The following is an 18,649-nucleotide window of genomic DNA, read 5'->3' on the forward strand; positions in this document are numbered from 1 at the left end:
CATGTCAAATGAAGTCTGGCCACAACCATTCCAATTTATTGGACCACACTCAGTATTTAGGTCAATGCCTAATAAGATAATCTGGTAAAATTTTGGCTAATTCCTGTGAATCTTGAGCTACTGTGCATTATATATATTAACATGTATTAATAATGGTGTTTTTACCGTTGACACAGCCATTCGTGCCCTTACTTTTTAAATGTTCTATTATATTCACAGCTTGACTCAAGTTTCATATCAAGAACGCAAAACAACTTACACAACCGTATCAAAGATAGTATATTTAATTACAAAAAATACTCAACAAGGGGAGTAGAAGTGTTTTTAATATCCATCACCGGTTCAAAGACTCTCAACGAAAAAAGCATTCCGGAATTAAAGCATTACAGCTTTTCAATAAATGATAATCTGGATTGCCACATCTATTACTCAAAGAGAGATTATGAAATAGAAGAGAAAAATAACAAAGTAACCTTAATAAAATCTTCGATTTATTCTTGTGATATATTTGTATTCAACAAACAGGATCAGTCAGGCTATTCTATAAAGAATTTCATGCTCAGCTGCCCTGTTTATATATATGATAACTCAGACGCCCTTATAATATCTTCCAATATAAGACTTTTTCATAAACTAAGTATCAAGACAGATATCAATACTAAGGTCTTACCGGAGTATTTTGTTTTCAGGTATGTTACTCCACCAAGTACCTTGTACAAGAATATTTTGTCCCTGCCTTTGGATAGTCAATTTGTCTTTACAGTTGGTTCAACGAAAGTAGAAACAAAAAATCTAATCTGGACCCGCGCCTTTGATAAAAAAGACGACTTATCATTCAATAGCGCTTCTGATTTACTTGTCGAAAATTTCACAAGCAATACTCAAGACTTATTACCTTTAAAGGATAATGTCTCCTGCCTATTGAGCGGTGGAATGGACTCATCTGTAATATTCAAATCTGCTAAAGACATATTAACTCTTAATAACTCACATTCAACTGGATATCCTTTCGAAATCGAGGAGGAAAATGGTGAATTATTATATGCAACCACCGCCGCAGAGGCATTAGGATCCAAGCATGTCTACCACAAATTCACCAATACTCAATTCCTCAATGGTTTAGTAGATTCAATCAGCCAGGCTGAGATGCCTGTAGTTCATCTGCAATCGATCTTGCTTTCATTACTATTCAAAAACTCCCTGAGTGAAAAAGATAAAATTATCCTTTGCGGGCAAGGCGCAGATGGTCTAGTTGGTTTAAATGTCATGTTTAATTACCAACATTATAAATATATGATCAAACCCTACCTCTCACCTCTTCTTTTAATCGCTTCCAAATTAATCTCTGAAAATTCCTTTACATTTGCCAGGTTTCACACATGGTCCAAACGCAAATGGAATTCTGATTACAGCAATCTTAACCATGCCATCTGGATGCTTGGAATATTTGGTGATATGGACTGGGTTATGAATGAATTCAATGTCGATCAATCAGATATTTTTCAAAGCAGACTTACAACCATTAATAATATAAAACCGAACTCTGTTCTTGATGCATTTTCAACCCTGGATTTTCTTTCAGATGTGGCTGTAACTCAAGATATCTGGTCACAAATGGCTATTGATACAGGCCGCAACGTATATTACTCATTCAATCCAGAAAATATTATAAAAACAGCCAACAGTATAAGCTGGGAGGAGAAATTGACTGAGCCTAAAAGGCTTATGTTCCACCTTGGCTCCAAGCTAGGTGTCCCAGAATTTATACTCAATAGACCCAAGCTTGGCTTTGGTGTTAGATCATCTCTTTGGGCCAATAAAGGGGGCCTTAGCGAGCCTCTGTTAAAACTCATTGAACCTGTTGTTGATATTGAACTGGTAAGAACTTTTCAGGGTTCAGACGAAAGACGAGCCATGATCTATTGGAACTGGATTAATTATGGAATATGGAAACGTTTATTCATTCTGCAAGAAAGCCCGCAAGACTTAAAAGCTGAGTTAAACGAGGCCATTCAACAACACCCGGGTCTATAAAAACTTCAACTGTCAGGGAAGTTAATAATAAAAAAAGCACTACCCGCTCTCGCGGGTAGTGCTTTTATCTACTCAATGAATAAGCTGTACGTTTAGTACAAAAATGGGGAACTCGGTGGCGAATTTGCTACCGTTGGCTGTGTATCCGGAGCCGCACCACTAGCGCCAATGACATCATTTGAGGAAACACGGGCACCTATATTTATCGATGCGTTAGTACCACTCGATAGTAAATTCAACATATCCACGCCCGCGTTTAAAGCTGGGGAGTTGGATGAGAGCGTTAAATTGTTTGCAGACACATCACTCAACTGTGGATTTGTGAATTGTGATCCAGTGACATCCTGATTGAAGCTGCTTTGCCAACCAGATGATGAATAGTTCTGATAGTAGACTCTCGCTTGAGAACCATTATTGTAATACATGTTATACCTGAAGGTAGTTCCAGGAATGTTTGAAATATCTTCAGCCTGAATAGCCCTAGTACCGCCAACTACCAGATTGTTTGCAATAACAATATCTCTATAACCACTGGTTCCAGGCATCAATGCAAATCCGCTGACACAGTTATAGATAGTGTTGTTCACAACATCTATGTTTGCCGGATTACTGGAATCATAGCCAACGAACTGATAACCGATAAAGCTGTCACGGATAATATTTTGGTAGGCAAGCACACCAGCACTTCCGACTGTACCAAAAGTGACGGCTGCTACGTCTATATCGTGGATGTAGTTGTTTCTGATTGTGAAAGGTCCGATATTGTGACCCTTGATAAAAATGCCACCATTTGATTCAGAAATATCATTATACTCAAAAGTGATATTACTTGATGTGTAAGTCATAATCGCGCTGCCGTTAGTATTACCGTCAGCGTTTCTATTCCCATAAATAGTGTTATTCCTTACTAATGAGTCTCGAGAGCTCTCAACCCTGATAGCATTATGATTGTCATGCCAACCGGCCGTGACACTTCGAATAGTGAAGTTTTGAATTGTTATGTTATCGGAAGTCCATATCACTACAGGTCCTGTATCTGGAGTTGTATTGATATTTCTCTCATCCAGAATAAAGCCATCCCAAACAATGTGACTATTATCATATGCACCGACAATCGGTTCACCGGCTGAACTGGTGGGAGAAGCCAGGATCACATTGCCTTCTGCGCGAAATGTAATTGGGCTACCCGCGGATCCTGAATTTACAGGATTATAGATGGGGATGTATCTACTACCGATACCTTGGTTGGTAGTGTATGTGCCAGCTCGTACTATAACGACATCCGCTGCACGCGCCGCCTGTTGAGAGTTCGGACTGGTCCTTGATGTGCTCCCCCACACGGCACGGCCTAGACTCGCCCATGGTTGTGAGCTGCTGTTAGCGTCATAGGTGGTGGAATCACTACCTGTACTTGCATCTACGTAAAGGGTTTTAGCCTGTACCAGAGAAAACGCTAGCAATAATGTTGCAAATAATATTAATTTCTTCATGATGAACTCTCATAACTCGCTGAATTTACTATACTAATTAGAAATTTCCATATTGTTGTAAATTTCAGCATGGGTTTAGTTTCTATTCATAGCCATTATCGGCATGCAACACGATTTTCTTTGAGTGTTAGTTCGCAAATGTTGATGTAGCAGTTCACATATTTATATTTTACCGCTCTCATCCCAGATGTGGGAGGTATTTCAAGAGACCAATCACGATTGTGTGCTTAACATTTCTTGGACTTTTCGTGAATTTGCCTGCTCATTCAGAGTGTTACCTATGCATATCGCCGATTGTCACTCCCCTCTCTGTGCATGCATGGCATCTAAGACCCTATCTGCTGGCTGTGCCCGACCGATCATGAGACAACTATTAATCCAGAAAATTTTACCTTCCACACCAATAGTACAGATACTCAGGTGACACAGTAAGAATATATGTGTGAAATTATAGTGAATTGTTGTGGATGAATTTAGATATAAAAAATGTGTGGATAATTCACAATCCCTGCTAATCGAAACAAATTCTCACATATCCATTAATTTTTTTAATTGGTACATATGTTATATTTATATCTTTTTTGAGTAAATGTCGATCACACTTGATTATACAGATCTTTACCGTTCCAGTTTTCTACCCTGTTGGACATTGTGGTTAATAACAACACTGTTTTCAGATGCGACCTACCGCCATCCAGTTCTTTTAGTGAATCATATGCCATTCAAATGCAACAGTTACTCATAAGCAGTAACAGTCTACCATTGTATATTTATACGACAATTTTTTCGTTTTTAGACTTACTCCTTTCAATATTGGGCTCTTCATATGACTTTAATTTAATTCCTATGAGCAGAGGGTTTTAAAATTTAAACTCAGATAATGGCAGTTATATTTATATCCGGATCAATCCTTAAATTTTTCAACTACATTGTTTATTGCTATAAAGCCATTTAGGGCCTGTTAACAGGCCCTAGTTGTAAGCATCGTAATGTTCCTAAAATGATTGTAGAATTGTTGGCTAACTTGTACACCCAAAGTACATTCCTGATTTGCTGTCGCTATTTAGAGTAACCCAGACGATTCACTTGACTGTGTGTAGTTTTTGATTTGAAACAATCGCTATAACTTCTTATTTTTCTGACCTAGATTTGAATAAAGATGTTGAATAAAAAGAAAATATTCAAGAACATATTTTCCAACTGGATGAATTTTGCTGTTAATGTATTAATTTCTTTCTTTTTGGCGCCTTTCATAGTTCACAGTCTTGGTAATACTTACTATGGCATCTGGGTAATCCTGATGCAGTTTACCGGATATCTGTACCTTATGGATTTTGGTATACGTGAATCAATTATTAGATATGTTTCTAAACTTGAAGCCAAAGATGATAATAGAGAATTAAATGAGATATTAAGTACCGGTATACTCTTATATGGCGGTATAGGCGTCCTAAGCTTATTTATAGCTATTCTTTTTTCCTTTATATTTCCCTATATATTTTCAAGTCCTGCTGGTGATCTTACAGATATTCGTATTGCCGTTGTATTAAGCGGTATAACTATAATGCAGTTCCTCATTTTTAATGTTTACATGGGCATTCTAATGGGGTTACAGCGTTACGATGTTTACAACATTATAGGTATATTTGCCGCTTTCATAAGATTAGGACTTATTCTCTATTTCCTGGGTAATGGATATGGACTAGTTGCCCTTGCTTCAATACAACTGATAATCAGTCTTGGTGTAAGTATATTTATTTATATTTTTGCGCACAGATTACTTAAAAAACATAACGTACCTTTCAAGTATATACACAAGCCATTTAAAGAAAGATTCCCAATATTTAAGAAGCTTTACAATTACAGTGTCTTTGTTTTGATAAACAATCTAGGTGAGAAGGCAATTTTCAGTACCGACGCCTTAGTAATCGGTATCTTTTTATCAGCACCAGCTGTCACTTTCTACGCAATAGCTGGAAACCTGATAATTTATCTTCGGAAGTTGATATTAATGAGCAACAGCGTCCTGAACCCTGTTGCCAGTGAACTCGAATCAAAGAACGACATGTCAGGTGTCGGTCAACTTGTTTTAAATGCAAGCAGGTTGACTATGCTGATCGCATTACCTGTGTGCATCGTCTACTTATCATTGGGTGAAGATTTTATTAGGGTATGGATGGGGCTTGAATACACTGAGTCATCACCAATAGTACTCTATATCTTAGCTGTGAGTACGTTACTTGCTGTTCCGCATAATACTATCAACATTATTCTATATGGTATTAGCAAGCACAAAACCGTTGCCTATCTAAGAGTACTTGAAGCAATATGTAATTTATTGTTGAGCATTATATTAGTCAACTATATTGGTATATTCGGGGTTGCACTAGGTACGGCAATTCCACAGATTATATTCATGGTTATAACCCTTCCAATTTTAGTCAGAAAACACATCCAATTTGATGGTTACAGATACATTATCGACGTTTACACCAAACCACTAATTGCAGGTCTGCCTTTTGCGCTGGCAGGTCTCTATATTACAAATTATCATGCAGCAGAATCATTATTTACTTTTTTCCTGCAATTGGCGGCGATTATGCCTGTGTACATTATTTCCATATTTATAATTTGTTTAAAGAAGGATGAAAAAGAACTGTTATGGTCCCTGCTCCAAAGATATGTACCATTATTAAGGTAGTCAAATTGATAAGTTAGATTAAGCCAACCCGATAATATTATATCTATGCTTGAATATTACTAAGATCAATATTCCAACTGGATTTTATCCTTTGATGCCAATACAAAAGCTAATAACATAAGCGCATAGAGCCTGTGCTGATTTGATGGATCATTTGGATTGTCACGATAATCCTTCAACAGTTTATCAATTATCGATTTTGCATTGTTAGAGAATAGTTCCTCTTTATAATTAACCAAATAATCAATCCACTTATAACTAGAATCCTCTAGGATTCGATTGATATTAAACACAAATCCCATTTTCTTTTTATTCACAATCTCTTCAGGCAGATTAGCTTTGAGATAGGCTCGCAGTATTTGCTTGTTTACATTATTTTTAAGTTTTAGCTCTTCAGGCAAGTCATTTATATATTCAGCAAGCCTGTTGTCTGTAAAAGGAAATCTTATTCCCTTTCCCAGAGCATGAGCTAAATAATGCGCTTTCCTATAGGCGGTATGTGGTTCCCAGACACCGCAAATGACCTCTGTTTCCAACTCTATGCGAGTCATTGACTTTCGACGACCCATCACATTCCATAAATAGGTATGTTCAAAAGATACTTCCCTATCCAGGAGGTCCTCTAATTCCTTACTACTCCATCCCTGCCATGCAACGAACGCCTCTTCTATTGGCATATCCCAGTTTTTTGCTAGATTTCGCATATTTGAAGTCGTCAACTTCATTGCGCCTAGAACTGTACGCCATAGATACTTAGGTACGTGATCCTCTATATCTATACGCTTTTGATATTTCCAAATACCGCGTGGAACGCTTGAAACACCAAAGTAATAATCATTTCCAGTCCCATCTAAAATCAAATTGCAGTCATCGGGTAATTTTGTCATGCCGAGAAAATATGGCAATGTAGCCGGATCACCAATAGGCTGATCAGACAGGGCCGTGAATTTGTAAAACCCCTCTTCAATCTCATCATCTGTTGGGTAATAACTTATGTGCTGCAACCCTAATGCCTTGCACACTTTTCTCGCATCTTTTGTTTCATCACTCCGTTTTTCCGATTGTCCTATTGTTAATGCAACTACTCTATCCGGACAAATTTTACTTAGAGCGATAGCAAGAGCTGACGAGTCCTTTCCACCACTTAGTGTTAGCGCAATCCTACCCTGTTCAGGTAGACAGTCCGTGACTGCTTTGATTAAATGATTCTCAAAGTTTGGTAGCTGTTTTTCTATAGCTTCATTAATTCGATTATCGTCATTAAGTGAATTACCTATGACAAATCGATCTTTAGAGTATTTTTTCTGTTTAAATTGACTATCTATTTGCAGGATATGCCCTGGAAGTACTGCGGTGCAGTTCTTGTAGATTGTTAATGGTGCGGGCACATATAGATAGTGACATAATTCAGCTATGGATTGACTGTCGGCATTTAGTGCAACAGAATTTCTTAATAAACGTAAGTCAGTGGCAAAATAAACACTCTCACCATGCTTTATAACATTGAGTGTCTGAATACCTATCCTGTCTCTAATAAACGATATGGTCTTTGTTTTGCTGTCAAAAATAAAACCAGCCCATGCGCCATTGATTGTTTGAAATTTTGAGACATCATTTTGCCTGTATATTTCCAATAACCGCAAACTGGACTTTATATGATCATGACTTTGTTCTTGTTCGAAGAGTGATCCATGCAACACACCTTGAAGGCCATCCAAAACTGGAATTGTATACTCTTTAACATCAGAATCAGTTTTGCTTTCCTGTGTATTTTGATATGACAGTGCAGCAACGTTCTCACCTAACCAGACTGTCTTCGATGTAGATTCGGATCTAGCAAATTGGCTATCAATTAAGTCCAGTTCTTTTTTGAGGTCATGAGACTGTCCATCCAAACGCATAACGCCTGCAAAACCTACTATGACAGGAGGGATCTGCATGTTTTTAGATTTAATAAACGTATTATTATCAGTCACCAGTAAAGCACCTCAAAATAAATGCTATTTGATTTCTAAACCAAAAAAATATCGCCTCGACTCATGCAGACAGATATTAAATCATTTAAACGAATACCGAATATTTAAAAGCTGATAAATTAATGCAATTTATTTAAATGAATTAATGTTTTTGGATATTTTCCAAAACGCGTAACTCAGTCTTTTCTTGTTTATATGGTACCTCTCCCCCATACAATTATATATAACTAATTCTATGTTCTTCCTATTGTCCACCATTAGTGATGCAAGATTGCTATCTAAACGCATCAATGCCGCCCTCCACCCGGGCAAATCAAGCGCTTTTTTTGTCTCCATAAACTCCGAATTAATTATAAATACTTCTTCATGCTGAAGGTCTATATCGTTAATATCTGCACTTAACTCATAATGCGTGGCAGTCATCAGGTTAGACAATCCCCTGGTTATCGGTAGGGAGGAATATATCGGAACAGCACGAGCATCAACCTTAGGCAACCTACCAAAACCAGAAAGCCATAAACCACTTATAGTTTCCTTCCCGGCAACTGTTCTTTCTTGGTTTACATCGCTTTGATGGAAAAGCATTTGAGTTTCGTTGAGAAGACTCAGTAATTTCTGTTCATCTGCACCTTGCGGCAGGTAGTCATCGAGAAAATGACCAACAACCGACTCTTGACTACAAGTTCTAACCTCTGGGCATTCAGATATTCTTAAATACCAAATACCTGAGCGTCCATATACAAGCGTTAAACCATCTTCTTCAAAGTGCCTATTAAATAGCTTTATCAGGACTTCAGCTTCTGAATATTGTATATTCAAATGTTCTGAGCCGACCATTAACAACCTGTCTCTGTCTGCTATAAATTGGACTGGAGAAGCCACGGCCCAACAATATTCTGCTGGATCTCCGCCATCGCCCAGATAGGTTACAGCAGCAGTGGGTAGATCGAAGGAATTGTGTAAAGAAACATCAAATAGACGAAATAGCGTCTCTTCTAAGCCCAAACCTTCAGTATGCTGTTTGCTTGCTCTAGACAACAGCTTTTCAATGAACCTGGGTCTGACATTTGTTTTCTCTATACTGTCGTTATCAACTGGCCAAAGCAGTTCCGGTAATAGGAGGTGTATGGTTATTATATCTACCACAGAGCACTACAAAGGCATACTGCATTCGTTACTAATCACATTCAACTCTCTTCCATGTTGTTGAAAATGGCCCGTTTAACTTCATCAAGTTTTGCATCTATTGTGAGTACAGGTGAAGCCGATTGCTGAATAGCCGTGTCGGGATCTTTCAATCCGTTTCCTGTCAAAGTACACACGATACTTGATCCTTCCGGTATTTGCCCAGAACCAACATCACGCATGGCACCAGCCAGAGAGGCGGCTGATGCCGGTTCACAAAATACGCCTTCTTGCTCAGCCAATAGCTTTTGCGCGGCCAAAATCTCTTGGTCAGTACATTCATCGAACCATCCATCCGACTCTTCCTTGACCTTCCATGCCTGATTCCAGGATTGCGGATTTCCAATCCGAATTGCTGTAGCTATAGTTTCCGGATCTTTAACAGGACCGCCACGTAAGAAGGGGGCCGAGCCGGAGGCCTGATATCCAACCATCTTTGGCTGTTTGCCTGTAACCGCACCCCCAGCAAATTTACACTTGCCATTACAGTAGGCACATGCCTCTGTCACATTGTCTGCAGATGTACAACTATATTCACGGTACCCGATCCAGTGTGCCGTTATATTCCCAGCATTCCCAACCGGCAAACAGTGGTAATCAGGAGCATGGCCCAGCTCCTCAACAATCTCGAAAGAGGCTGTCTTCTGACCTTGTAGACGGTATGGATTAATCGAGTTGACGATGGTCACAGGGGCATGGTCAGCGACATCCTTTACCAACTGCATACCATCATCGAAATTGCCTTTGATTTGAATGGTTATGGCGCCATACATCATTGCCTGGGCCAGCTTGCCCATCGCTATCTTACCATCCGGTATCAGTACAAAGGCTGTAATACCAGCACGTGCTGCATACGCAGCCGCAGCAGCTGAGGTATTTCCCGTGGATGCGCAAATGATGGCTTGACTATCCTCTTCCACGGCCTTGGTTACGGCCATGGTCATACCCCGATCCTTGAACGAGCCTGTTGGATTCAAACCTTCGTACTTAACGTAGATATCCACATCCTTTCCTAACTGCCGGGGGATATTGTTAAGACGTATAAGCGGAGTATTGCCCTCGCCAAGACTTATGATCCGCGTATCATCATGAACAGGCAGTCTGTCACGGTATCTTTCTATCAATCCTGTATAGCGGGAACGGAATGGCATATATAAACCTCAATAATAATTCAATTTACTGTAGCGAAAATAGATAGACCAATGGTCATCCATCCAGACGCTCCACACGTATACGCATCACCTGCCCAAACACGGTCTCCAACTGCTCGATCTCTGCGATAGCCTTGTCGAGCTGCTTTTCGATGACTTTTTGGGTCAGCATTACTAGTGGCACAGTATTATCACCTTCATTAGGTTCCTTTTGCTGAATCGCTTCTATGCTGATATGCGATTCAGCCAAAATACTGGCAATCCTTGCAACCACCCCAGGTTTGTCCACAACCTGCATACGTAAATAGAAGGTGGTTTCCACCTCTTCAATGGGTAAGATCGCTAAATCAACCAATTTTCCTGGTTGAAATGCAAGATGTGGCACCCGGTTTTCAGGATCGGTCGTCAGCATACGCACCGCATCGACCACGTCCGCCACAACAGCCGAAGCCGTGGGTTCAGAGCCGGCACCCGCACCGTAGTACAGTGTGGGACCCACTGCGTCACCCTTCACCAGCACAGCATTCATAACCCCATCTACATTGGCAATCAGCCGCCGCCGGGGAATCATGGTCGGATGGACCCGCATCTCTATTCCAGCCTCTGTCTTACGGGTTATTCCAAGGTGTTTTATCCGATAGCCAAACTGATCGGCGTACTCAACATCCTGCGGTTCAATTTTTGTAATACCTTCGGTATAGGTCTTTTCAAACTGGAGAGGAATACCAAAGGCAATGGAACCGAGGATGGTCAATTTATGGGCTGCGTCTATACCCTCCACATCGAAGGTGGGATCAGCTTCCGCATAACCCAAGGCCTGCGCCTCTTTTAGCACATCGGTAAACTCACGCCCTTTGTCACGCATTTCTGTGAGTATGAAATTACCGGTTCCGTTGATGATGCCTGCAATCCACTCAATATGGTTTGCCGCGAGACCCTCTCGAACTGCCTTAATGATCGGAATACCACCCGCAACGGCGGCCTCGAAGGCTACAACAACACCCTTTTGTTGGGCTGCATCGAAGATTTCATTGCCATGCATGGCGATCAAGGCTTTATTGGCGGTCACCACATGTTTGCCATTCTCGATCGCCCTCATGACCAATTCTCGTGCTGGCGTGTAACCACCAATCAGCTCGATGATGATATCCAACTCGGGGTTGTCCACAACAGCAAATGCATCATCGGTGACCTCCACATTCTCTAGCCCAATCAGCTTGCTGGGGTCATACTGTTTTGCCGCCGCATGGGTGATATGGATACCCCGGCCTGCCCTGCGAGCGATTTCATCGGCATTGCGGGTCAGAACATTCAGCGTACCACCACCCACGGTCCCAAGCCCCAATAAACCAACTTTAACTGGATTCAAGTTCTCTACTCCTGCTGTAAAAGTCCAATCAGTTACGAGGCTTTCAAGCCATCATTTCGAAACATATCACGGATCCCACGCACAGCTTGCCGGGTCCGGTGCTCATTTTCTATCAGCCCAAACCTCACATGGTCATCACCATGTTCACCAAAACCGATACCTGGTGAGACCGCAACTTTTGCATCACTCAGAAGTTTCTTGGAAAATTCCAGCGATCCCATTGATTTATATGCATCAGGTATAGGTGCCCAAACGAACATTGTCGCCTTGGGCTTTTCCACCTGCCAGCCGATGTTGCTTAATCCGTCGCACAGTACATCACGACGATTCTGATACATACTGCAAATCTCTTTTACCACTTCCTGTGGACCTTCGAGGGCAGCGATTGCTGCCACCTGAATCGGCGTGAAGGTACCATAATCCAGATAGGATTTTATCCGTGCCAGTGCTGCGACCAGGGTCTTGTTACCCGACATAAACCCGACACGCCAACCAGGCATATTGTAACTCTTCGACAAAGAGAAAAACTCAACCGCTACCTGATCGGCGCCAGGCACTTGCAGGATCGACGGTGCCACATATCCATCAAATACAATATCCGCATAGGCCAGGTCATGAACAACCCAGATATTATACTCTGTGGCAATCTCGACAACTTTTTCGAAAAACTCCAGATCCACACACTGGGTGGTGGGATTACTTGGAAAATTGAGCACCAGCATCTTGGGGCGCGGCCAGGAGTCCTTGATCGATTTCACCAGCTCATCGAAAAAATCGATACCCGGAACCATCGGTACATGGCGCACATCAGCACCGGAAATAATAAAGCCGTATGGGTGTATCGGATAGGCGGGATTGGGTACCAGTACAGAATCACCCGGCCCCATACAAGCCAATGCCAGATGCGCCAGCCCCTCTTTCGAACCGATGGTGGCGATAACCTGGGTCTCCGGATCCAAGGTGACATCGTATCGAACCTTGTACCAATTGCTCATGGCGCGGCGAAGTCTCGGTATGCCTTTGGACATGGAGTAGCGATGGGTATCCTTTCGATTCGCCACTTCGCATAGCTTATCCACGATGTGCTGGGGTGTCGGCTGATCCGGGTTTCCCATGCCGAAATCGATGATATCCTCCCCACGCGCTCGAGCCGCCGCCTTTAGTTCATTGACTATAGCGAACACATAGGGTGGCAACCGCTTGATTCTGCGGAACTCTTCCATCTCAGGCGTAGACACGAAAACCTCGACTTTTCACATGGCTTAAAAGAGGTAAAGTTAACTGACCCACTATCAAAGATCAATTGACAAGATCAGATCTTTCCAGGTTGATCAATCCAGCCGGTTGTTCAACCTCAACAGAATCGTGATTCACCGCACCTATCACCTGCATAGATACTGCTGGAGGGATAATCCACATGAGATCCCAGTGGAGGGGTGCAGTTGTTCAGTTTGAAGCTGACTTTTTTCCTGGTTTTGAATAGGGTATGGTCAGGGCATGAAATTCATACTCGATGACACCAGCGCAGGCCATGTCATTCAGCGCTATGATCAGGGTGAAGTCACTGTCAGGGGCGTCATTTACAAAGACAACTGTATCGTACTGCCTGACCAGGTCATCCCAACCTGGCGGCCAAGTGACTTTTTCGATCTCAAAGCGGAGGATTTTAGCCTTCTGCTTGAGCTGACGCCGGAAATCGTCATTCTGGGCACAGGTGCCACTCAGCACTTTCCCCATCCCAGCCTGACTGAACCACTAATGCAACACCGGATCGGGCTGGAAGTAATGGCTACATCTGCGGCATGCCGGACGTATAATATCCTGATGGCAGAAGGGCGACGCGTAGCTGCCGCACTTTTTATGATTTAACCTCTTCCTCCACTTCCACAGGCACTGCTTCCTCAGTATCGTACTCCAGCACCACAACATCCTCGGGATAGGGATACTTATCCGCCACCCTTTTACTCAATCGACGCGATGAAGCCTGGTGCAATGCGTCAGATTCCATCAGGATCAGGATCAATACCGTGACCATGATAGGTAAAATACCAACCCCGCCTATCAGCGCCAGCACGGCAACTTTTTTCATTTCGAAATAGGTGAATCCAACCCAGCCCAAAAACCAGACGGTAAGAACGGCCAGCAGCATGTAGATAAAGACACGGCTACGCTCTGCCGCAATCTGCCAATGCACCCAGACATACCAGGGATCCTTGGAGCGCTTGGCCCGCCATAGGGTGTAAAAAAGCGCCGCGAAAGAGAAGATTGGCACCAGCGCCAGGGGTTGCCAGTATGACCGAACGAGCCCCAGCGCCGCCACGAACCACAGGATATGGTTACCGATCAGATTGCTAAGAAAGATATCGTGGGGAATCTTGGCTTTATGCACCAATTCATCGGAAATCTCGAATTTCATTATTCTGAGCCTAAACCATCATCTAAGTGAAATATGAGACTACCATTGGATCTGGCTGAATGCATCAATGAGAAACCGTAACCAGATGAAAGATAGTCGATTTCTTTACCCCTCGTTGGCTGGTATAAGTTTTTTATCAGCCATTCCTTTAACAAATAAGCTGGAAAAACAGTATGATACCCATCAGGATACCAATCCATGGATGCTCTTTGAGAATTGTTATAACCCAAACGCTGTTTCCCATTGTAGAATCCCCACTGAAATAGATTCGACTGGGGCGATTGCAAGCTGGAACATACAAGCTCGCACATTTCTCATCTGAGTCGATATAAAAGATGTTTCTGTTATCGGTTTGAAATATGGAAAAAAAGATTATTTTTTGGGTTGTCTCACTGTCGCTGGTAGCAGTTGCACTCGCAATACTTCTGCCTGGCGGACGCACTGTCGACCCCAATCCCAGATTGCCCTGGGACATTACTATCAATGCCAGTAATGAGGTTGAGGTTTTCGATCTTACCCTGAATCACAGTCGTCTCGCTGACGCCCGTGATGTCTTTCAGGAGCAGGGGGAGATCAATATGTTTATTGCCGAATCCGGAGCCCCCTCCCTGGAGGCCTATTTTGAACGGGTCTTCCTGAGCGGCTTGCGGGCTGACATTATTTTGGTTCTCAAGGCTGAAACAGGGCAGCTACAGGGATTGTTCAACCGGGGATCCCGCATCAGCAGGACATCTGAATCCATTCATAAGGTGGCATTGTCTGGTGAAGACCAGCTTGTAGCAGCCAATCTACCTATCGAACTGATCAACTACATACCAGCGGCCAACCTGGATGAATCCCTGATTCTCAACCGTTTTGGTGAGCCCTCCGAGAGAATCAGTGAAGGTGAGAGTGGGATGACACACTGGATCTATCCCAATAAAGGGCTGAGTATCGGCGTCAATCCCGAAGGAAAAGAGCTGATTCAATACATGCCGCTGGAGAGGATCCCGTCCTTTGTGGCACATATCTCTCACAACCAAGACGAAACGGCTAGATGATCTAAAAAGTCATTCCTGATCCTCTGCATCCGGCATCATCTGTTTGGGCTTCTTCCTCTTCTGCTTGACCGATTTGATATCGTCGTCCATCAGGATTCGGTGGGCCTCCCCATCCAGATCATCAAACTGACCGCTGCGGGCTGCCCAAAACAGCACCCCGACTGCGGCGAGGCCCAAAAGAATCATGCCTGGTATCAAACCATAAATGACATCCATCTAACTGCTCCAATAGGTTTATCTAACGCAAACTCTGGGAGGGCATATCCTCCAGGCCTGCCCGGTTCGGGTTACGATTCAATACATTTCTGGCCAGTAGGCATTATTGTTGGGCTTTTACACCTTTGAACAGAGTTCGTATGCGTGCCGAATTGCCAATTACAGCCAATGAACTCAGTGGCATCGAAATTGCGGCAACCAGTGGCGTGACAATCGCCGCCATCGCCAAAGGAACCATAATGATATTGTAGACGATTGATATACCTATATTTTGCCTGATGGTCAGCAGAGTCCGCCTGGAGAGGCCAATGGCAAGCCTCACCTTATCCAGTTCGCTGCTCATCAACACGATATCCGCACTGGCGATAGACACATCGGTTCCCGAGCCCATGGCAATTCCCACATCGGCCCGAACCAATGCAGGCGCATCGTTGACCCCGTCTCCAACCATGGCCACCCGTTGCCCCTGCTCCTGGAGTCGCCGCACCACCTGATCCTTCTCCTCCGGCAACACCTCGGCAATGACATCCAGCCCCCCCAGGCGCTGCGCAATCGCTTCCGCTGCCTGGCGATGGTCGCCGCTCAACAGGGTCAGGTGCAGGCCTGCAGCCTTCAGCTCTGCAATTAGTTCCTTGGCACCCGGACGTATTCTATCCTCTACCGCAATCAATCCTACCTGGCGGCCATCGATGGCAATATAGAAGGAGCCCACACCCTGCTCTCCCAGCTGCCGGGTCAACTGCTCAAGTTGCTCCGATCGCACTATACCTTCACTTTTCATCAGACCCGAGTTACCTGCAAGCAGCTTTTTACCCAACACTATCCCGGAAACCCCCAAGCCGGGCCTATAGGTGAAATCGCTTCCCTGTAAGCGGCCCCCCCCTTCAGTGAATTCTTCGTACCATCTTGCAATAGCCTGGGCTGTAGGGTGTTCCGAAAATCGCTCTATGGCGAGTGCATTTTGCATAAGCTCAATCAGGGGTTCAGCTGGAGATGTGGTTTGGCCTATCTCCCATTTGGCCTCTTCCGTATAGATACCAACCACTGACATGCCACCCTCGGTCAAGGTCCCCGTCTTGTCGAAAATGACATGATTGATGGATGAGAGGGTTTCAAGCACCTCGCCGTTCTTTACCAGAATGCCATATTTCGCCCCTAGCCCGGATGCCACCGCAATGGACATGGGTGTTGCCAAGCCGAAGGCGCAGGGGCATGTGATGATGAGTACCGAAGTGGCTGCCAGCAGTGCCACTTCGAAGGAGCTACCGACCCAATACAGAAAGGTAGACGTGCCCAGCAGGAGCGTTACCGCCACGAACCAGGGTACAATCTGATCCGCAAGGCATTGAATGGGTGCCTTGGAACCCTGGGCCTCCTCTACCAGACGGATAATACGCCCAAGGGCGGTATTTTTTAGTGAACCGGTTACCTTGACCTGGAGTACACCGTGAGCGTTGATGGTGCCCGCGGAGACCTTGTCACCTTCTGTTTTATTGACGGCTTGAGACTCTCCCGTGAGCATGGCCTCGTCGACGTTGCTCTGCCCATGGGTGACAACACCATCCACGGGTATCCTTTCACCCGGCTTAACCAAAATGGTGTCGTCGTTCGTGACAGCCCGAATCGGCACAATCTTCTCATCTCCATCCACCAGGCAGGTTGCAACCCTGGGTTGCAGGTCAAGCAGACGTTGGGTTGCGGCCACCGCCTGGCGTTTGGATATCGCCTCCAGGTAGCGTCCGACCAGAATAACGAATAGAAAATTGACCACCGTATCGTAGTAGACCTCACCGATCTGACTCCCGGTAACAGTCACATAGACAGAATAGAGATAGGTGATCGAGGCGCCGATGGCAATGGGCAGATCCATACCCAGATGAAGATTGCGCAAGCCGGACCAGGCGCCACGATAGAATGGATAGCCTGAGTAGAGCAGCACCGGGGTTGCCAGGGCAAAGCCGATCCAGTGAAACAGAGAGCGGAACTCACCTTCATCGGCCCCTGAATAGAGTGCGATGGACACCCAGAGCAGATTCATCATGCCGAACGCGGCAAAGGCCATGCGATACAGCAGATTGCGGTTCTGCTTTTTCAGCGAACCCTCTGCCACCTCCGGGTCATAGGGCACAGCCGCATAGCCAATCTGGCCAAGACGTTTGATGATATGGGAGAGACTGATAGCACTGTTGTGCCACTTCACATGCAGGCGTTTCCCGGACAGGTTGACCTGAGCCGAGGTCACGCCGGATTCGGCATTCAAGGTATGCTCTATGAGCCAGACGCAGGCTGCACAGTGAATACCTTCGATAAGCAGGTGTATCTCTCTCTCCTCACCCAGCTCATCGATAAACTCCTCCTGCACCTCATCCAGATCGTAGAGCGCAAGTTCCTTGGGTATATCGGGGGGTGGGGCCAGGCAGCCATCTTCCGGGGTGCGCCGATAGAATCCATCCAATCCCGCCGCATAGATCGCCTCGCAGACTGCTTTGCACCCTATACAGCAGAAGTGCTGAGGTTCGCCCTCAATCTCTGCGACCACATCCTCTTCGGGTTGAACAGGCAGATTACAGTGAAAACAGAGCGCTTGACTCTCTGCCTCTGCTGGATTTGCTTGTAATAAAGGAGAGCTGCTCAAGGGATCCAATCAATGCCAACGCCAATTCGCTTGGGTGTGTTGAATTCATCTTCCCCGTTTTTAATGCTCACCAGGGTATCCCAGGCCCCCTTCAGAGGAAAGCTTACTTCCGCTTCATATTCACCAGGCGCAACCTGCACCATGGGTACGGAAAAGTCCTGATTCGCATCAGACGGTCGATAGGCATAGAAGGTCACACCATCCCGGGAAATCGGATTTCCTTGTTTATCCTTAACCGAGAAATGACAGACAACCGGCTGGTCGACTTCGATTTTCCGGGGCAGACCTATATTCATGATCCAGCCAGGATTTCTTGCCTGACGCTTGAGCATGTTTTCTTCATAATCCTCACCCCGATCGTAGAAATCTTCCACCACCAGACCCGGATTATTGTCGATGGCGAGATAGATCATGATCATGTTCATGGTGAAGAAAA

General features: G+C 44.3%; 14 protein-coding genes. 4 read left to right on the forward strand and 10 right to left on the reverse strand.

Features of this window, described 5'->3' with window-relative positions; all coding sequences use genetic code 11:
• The first annotated feature begins 318 nt into the window (after positions 1–318).
• The gene (locus tag R2K28_RS15540; RefSeq protein WP_316365811.1) at positions 319–2,034 is read left to right on the forward strand and encodes an asparagine synthase C-terminal domain-containing protein; all 1,716 of its coding nucleotides are present in this window, start codon (positions 319–321) and stop codon (positions 2,032–2,034) included.
• A gap of 92 nt (positions 2,035–2,126) precedes the next feature.
• Here R2K28_RS15540 and R2K28_RS15545 read toward each other — a convergent pair whose 3' ends face one another.
• Positions 2,127–3,524: a right-handed parallel beta-helix repeat-containing protein gene (locus R2K28_RS15545; protein WP_316365812.1), complete on the reverse strand. Its 1,398-nt coding sequence runs from the start codon at positions 3,522–3,524 to the stop codon at positions 2,127–2,129.
• Positions 3,525–4,683: 1,159 nt separating this feature from the next.
• On the opposite strand from R2K28_RS15545, the gene R2K28_RS15550 reads away from it, so the two are divergent.
• Positions 4,684–6,225 carry a lipopolysaccharide biosynthesis protein gene (locus R2K28_RS15550; protein ID WP_316365814.1) on the forward strand — a complete coding sequence of 514 codons (1,542 nt, stop codon included), beginning with the start codon at positions 4,684–4,686 and terminating at the stop codon, positions 6,223–6,225.
• A gap of 65 nt (positions 6,226–6,290) precedes the next feature.
• On the opposite strand, the gene R2K28_RS15555 is transcribed toward R2K28_RS15550, so the two are convergent.
• From R2K28_RS15555 to alaC, 5 genes are all read right to left on the reverse strand, one after another.
• Positions 6,291–8,201, reverse strand: a complete 1,911-nt coding sequence (locus tag R2K28_RS15555) for an asparagine synthetase B family protein (RefSeq protein WP_316365815.1) — start codon at positions 8,199–8,201, stop codon at positions 6,291–6,293.
• Between the two features lie 129 nt (positions 8,202–8,330).
• Positions 8,331–9,347 carry a hypothetical protein gene (locus tag R2K28_RS15560; protein ID WP_316365817.1) on the reverse strand — a complete coding sequence of 339 codons (1,017 nt, stop codon included), beginning with the start codon at positions 9,345–9,347 and terminating at the stop codon, positions 8,331–8,333.
• 41 nt (positions 9,348–9,388) lie between these two features.
• Positions 9,389–10,537, reverse strand: coding sequence for a threonine synthase (thrC, locus tag R2K28_RS15565; protein WP_316365819.1), 1,149 nt, complete (start codon positions 10,535–10,537; stop codon positions 9,389–9,391).
• Positions 10,538–10,592: 55 nt separating this feature from the next.
• Positions 10,593–11,906, reverse strand: coding sequence for a homoserine dehydrogenase (locus R2K28_RS15570; RefSeq protein ID WP_116446477.1), 1,314 nt, complete (start codon positions 11,904–11,906; stop codon positions 10,593–10,595).
• A gap of 32 nt (positions 11,907–11,938) precedes the next feature.
• A complete protein-coding gene (gene alaC, locus R2K28_RS15575; RefSeq protein WP_116446478.1) occupies positions 11,939–13,129 on the reverse strand; it encodes an alanine transaminase in 1,191 nt (396 codons plus the stop codon).
• A 274-nt stretch (positions 13,130–13,403) separates the two neighbouring features.
• Between alaC and R2K28_RS15580 the strand changes: the two genes are divergently transcribed.
• Positions 13,404–13,775 (forward strand): Mth938-like domain-containing protein, encoded by a 372-nt coding sequence (locus R2K28_RS15580; RefSeq protein WP_316365822.1) that lies wholly within the window; start codon positions 13,404–13,406, stop codon positions 13,773–13,775.
• On the opposite strand, the gene R2K28_RS15585 is transcribed toward R2K28_RS15580, so the two are convergent.
• A complete protein-coding gene (locus R2K28_RS15585) occupies positions 13,765–14,322 on the reverse strand; it encodes a hypothetical protein (RefSeq protein ID WP_316365826.1) in 558 nt (185 codons plus the stop codon). The genes R2K28_RS15580 and R2K28_RS15585 overlap by 11 nt on opposite strands.
• A 359-nt stretch (positions 14,323–14,681) precedes the next feature.
• Here R2K28_RS15585 and R2K28_RS15590 point away from each other — a divergent pair, with 359 nt between their 5' ends.
• A complete protein-coding gene (locus tag R2K28_RS15590) occupies positions 14,682–15,362 on the forward strand; it encodes a hypothetical protein (RefSeq protein ID WP_316365829.1) in 681 nt (226 codons plus the stop codon).
• 9 nt (positions 15,363–15,371) lie between these two features.
• Here the strand turns inward: R2K28_RS15590 and ccoS are convergent, their stop codons facing one another.
• The 3 genes from ccoS to R2K28_RS15605 all read right to left on the reverse strand — a co-directional run bounded on the left by ccoS (position 15,372) and on the right by R2K28_RS15605 (position 18,638).
• Positions 15,372–15,578: a cbb3-type cytochrome oxidase assembly protein CcoS gene (ccoS, locus tag R2K28_RS15595; protein WP_316365834.1), complete on the reverse strand. Its 207-nt coding sequence runs from the start codon at positions 15,576–15,578 to the stop codon at positions 15,372–15,374.
• Positions 15,579–15,681: 103 nt separating this feature from the next.
• Positions 15,682–18,213: a heavy metal translocating P-type ATPase gene (locus R2K28_RS15600; protein WP_316365837.1), complete on the reverse strand. Its 2,532-nt coding sequence runs from the start codon at positions 18,211–18,213 to the stop codon at positions 15,682–15,684.
• A complete protein-coding gene (locus R2K28_RS15605) occupies positions 18,210–18,638 on the reverse strand; it encodes a FixH family protein (protein ID WP_316365839.1) in 429 nt (142 codons plus the stop codon). Before R2K28_RS15605 ends, R2K28_RS15600 begins: the two co-directional genes overlap by 4 nt.
• Positions 18,639–18,649: the final 11 nt, after the last annotated feature.

This window comes from Candidatus Thiodiazotropha sp. CDECU1 (assembly GCF_963455295.1).
GTDB lineage: Bacteria > Pseudomonadota > Gammaproteobacteria > Chromatiales > Chromatiaceae > Thiodiazotropha.

Excerpts from the sequence above, each read along its gene's own strand:
- R2K28_RS15545 (WP_316365812.1), bottom strand. The coding sequence starts at position 3,524 with ATGAAGAAATTAATATTATTTGCAACATTATTGCTAGCGTTTTCTCTG.
- R2K28_RS15550 (WP_316365814.1), top strand. The coding sequence starts at position 4,684 with ATGTTGAATAAAAAGAAAATATTCAAGAACATATTTTCCAACTGGATG.
- thrC (WP_316365819.1), bottom strand. The coding sequence starts at position 10,537 with ATGCCATTCCGTTCCCGCTATACAGGATTGATAGAAAGATACCGTGAC.
- alaC (WP_116446478.1), bottom strand. The coding sequence starts at position 13,129 with ATGGAAGAGTTCCGCAGAATCAAGCGGTTGCCACCCTATGTGTTCGCT.
- R2K28_RS15580 (WP_316365822.1), top strand. The coding sequence starts at position 13,404 with ATGAAATTCATACTCGATGACACCAGCGCAGGCCATGTCATTCAGCGC.
- R2K28_RS15585 (WP_316365826.1), bottom strand. The coding sequence starts at position 14,322 with ATGAAATTCGAGATTTCCGATGAATTGGTGCATAAAGCCAAGATTCCC.
- R2K28_RS15590 (WP_316365829.1), top strand. The coding sequence starts at position 14,682 with ATGGAAAAAAAGATTATTTTTTGGGTTGTCTCACTGTCGCTGGTAGCA.
- ccoS (WP_316365834.1), bottom strand. The coding sequence starts at position 15,578 with ATGGATGTCATTTATGGTTTGATACCAGGCATGATTCTTTTGGGCCTC.
- R2K28_RS15605 (WP_316365839.1), bottom strand. The coding sequence starts at position 18,638 with ATGAACATGATCATGATCTATCTCGCCATCGACAATAATCCGGGTCTG.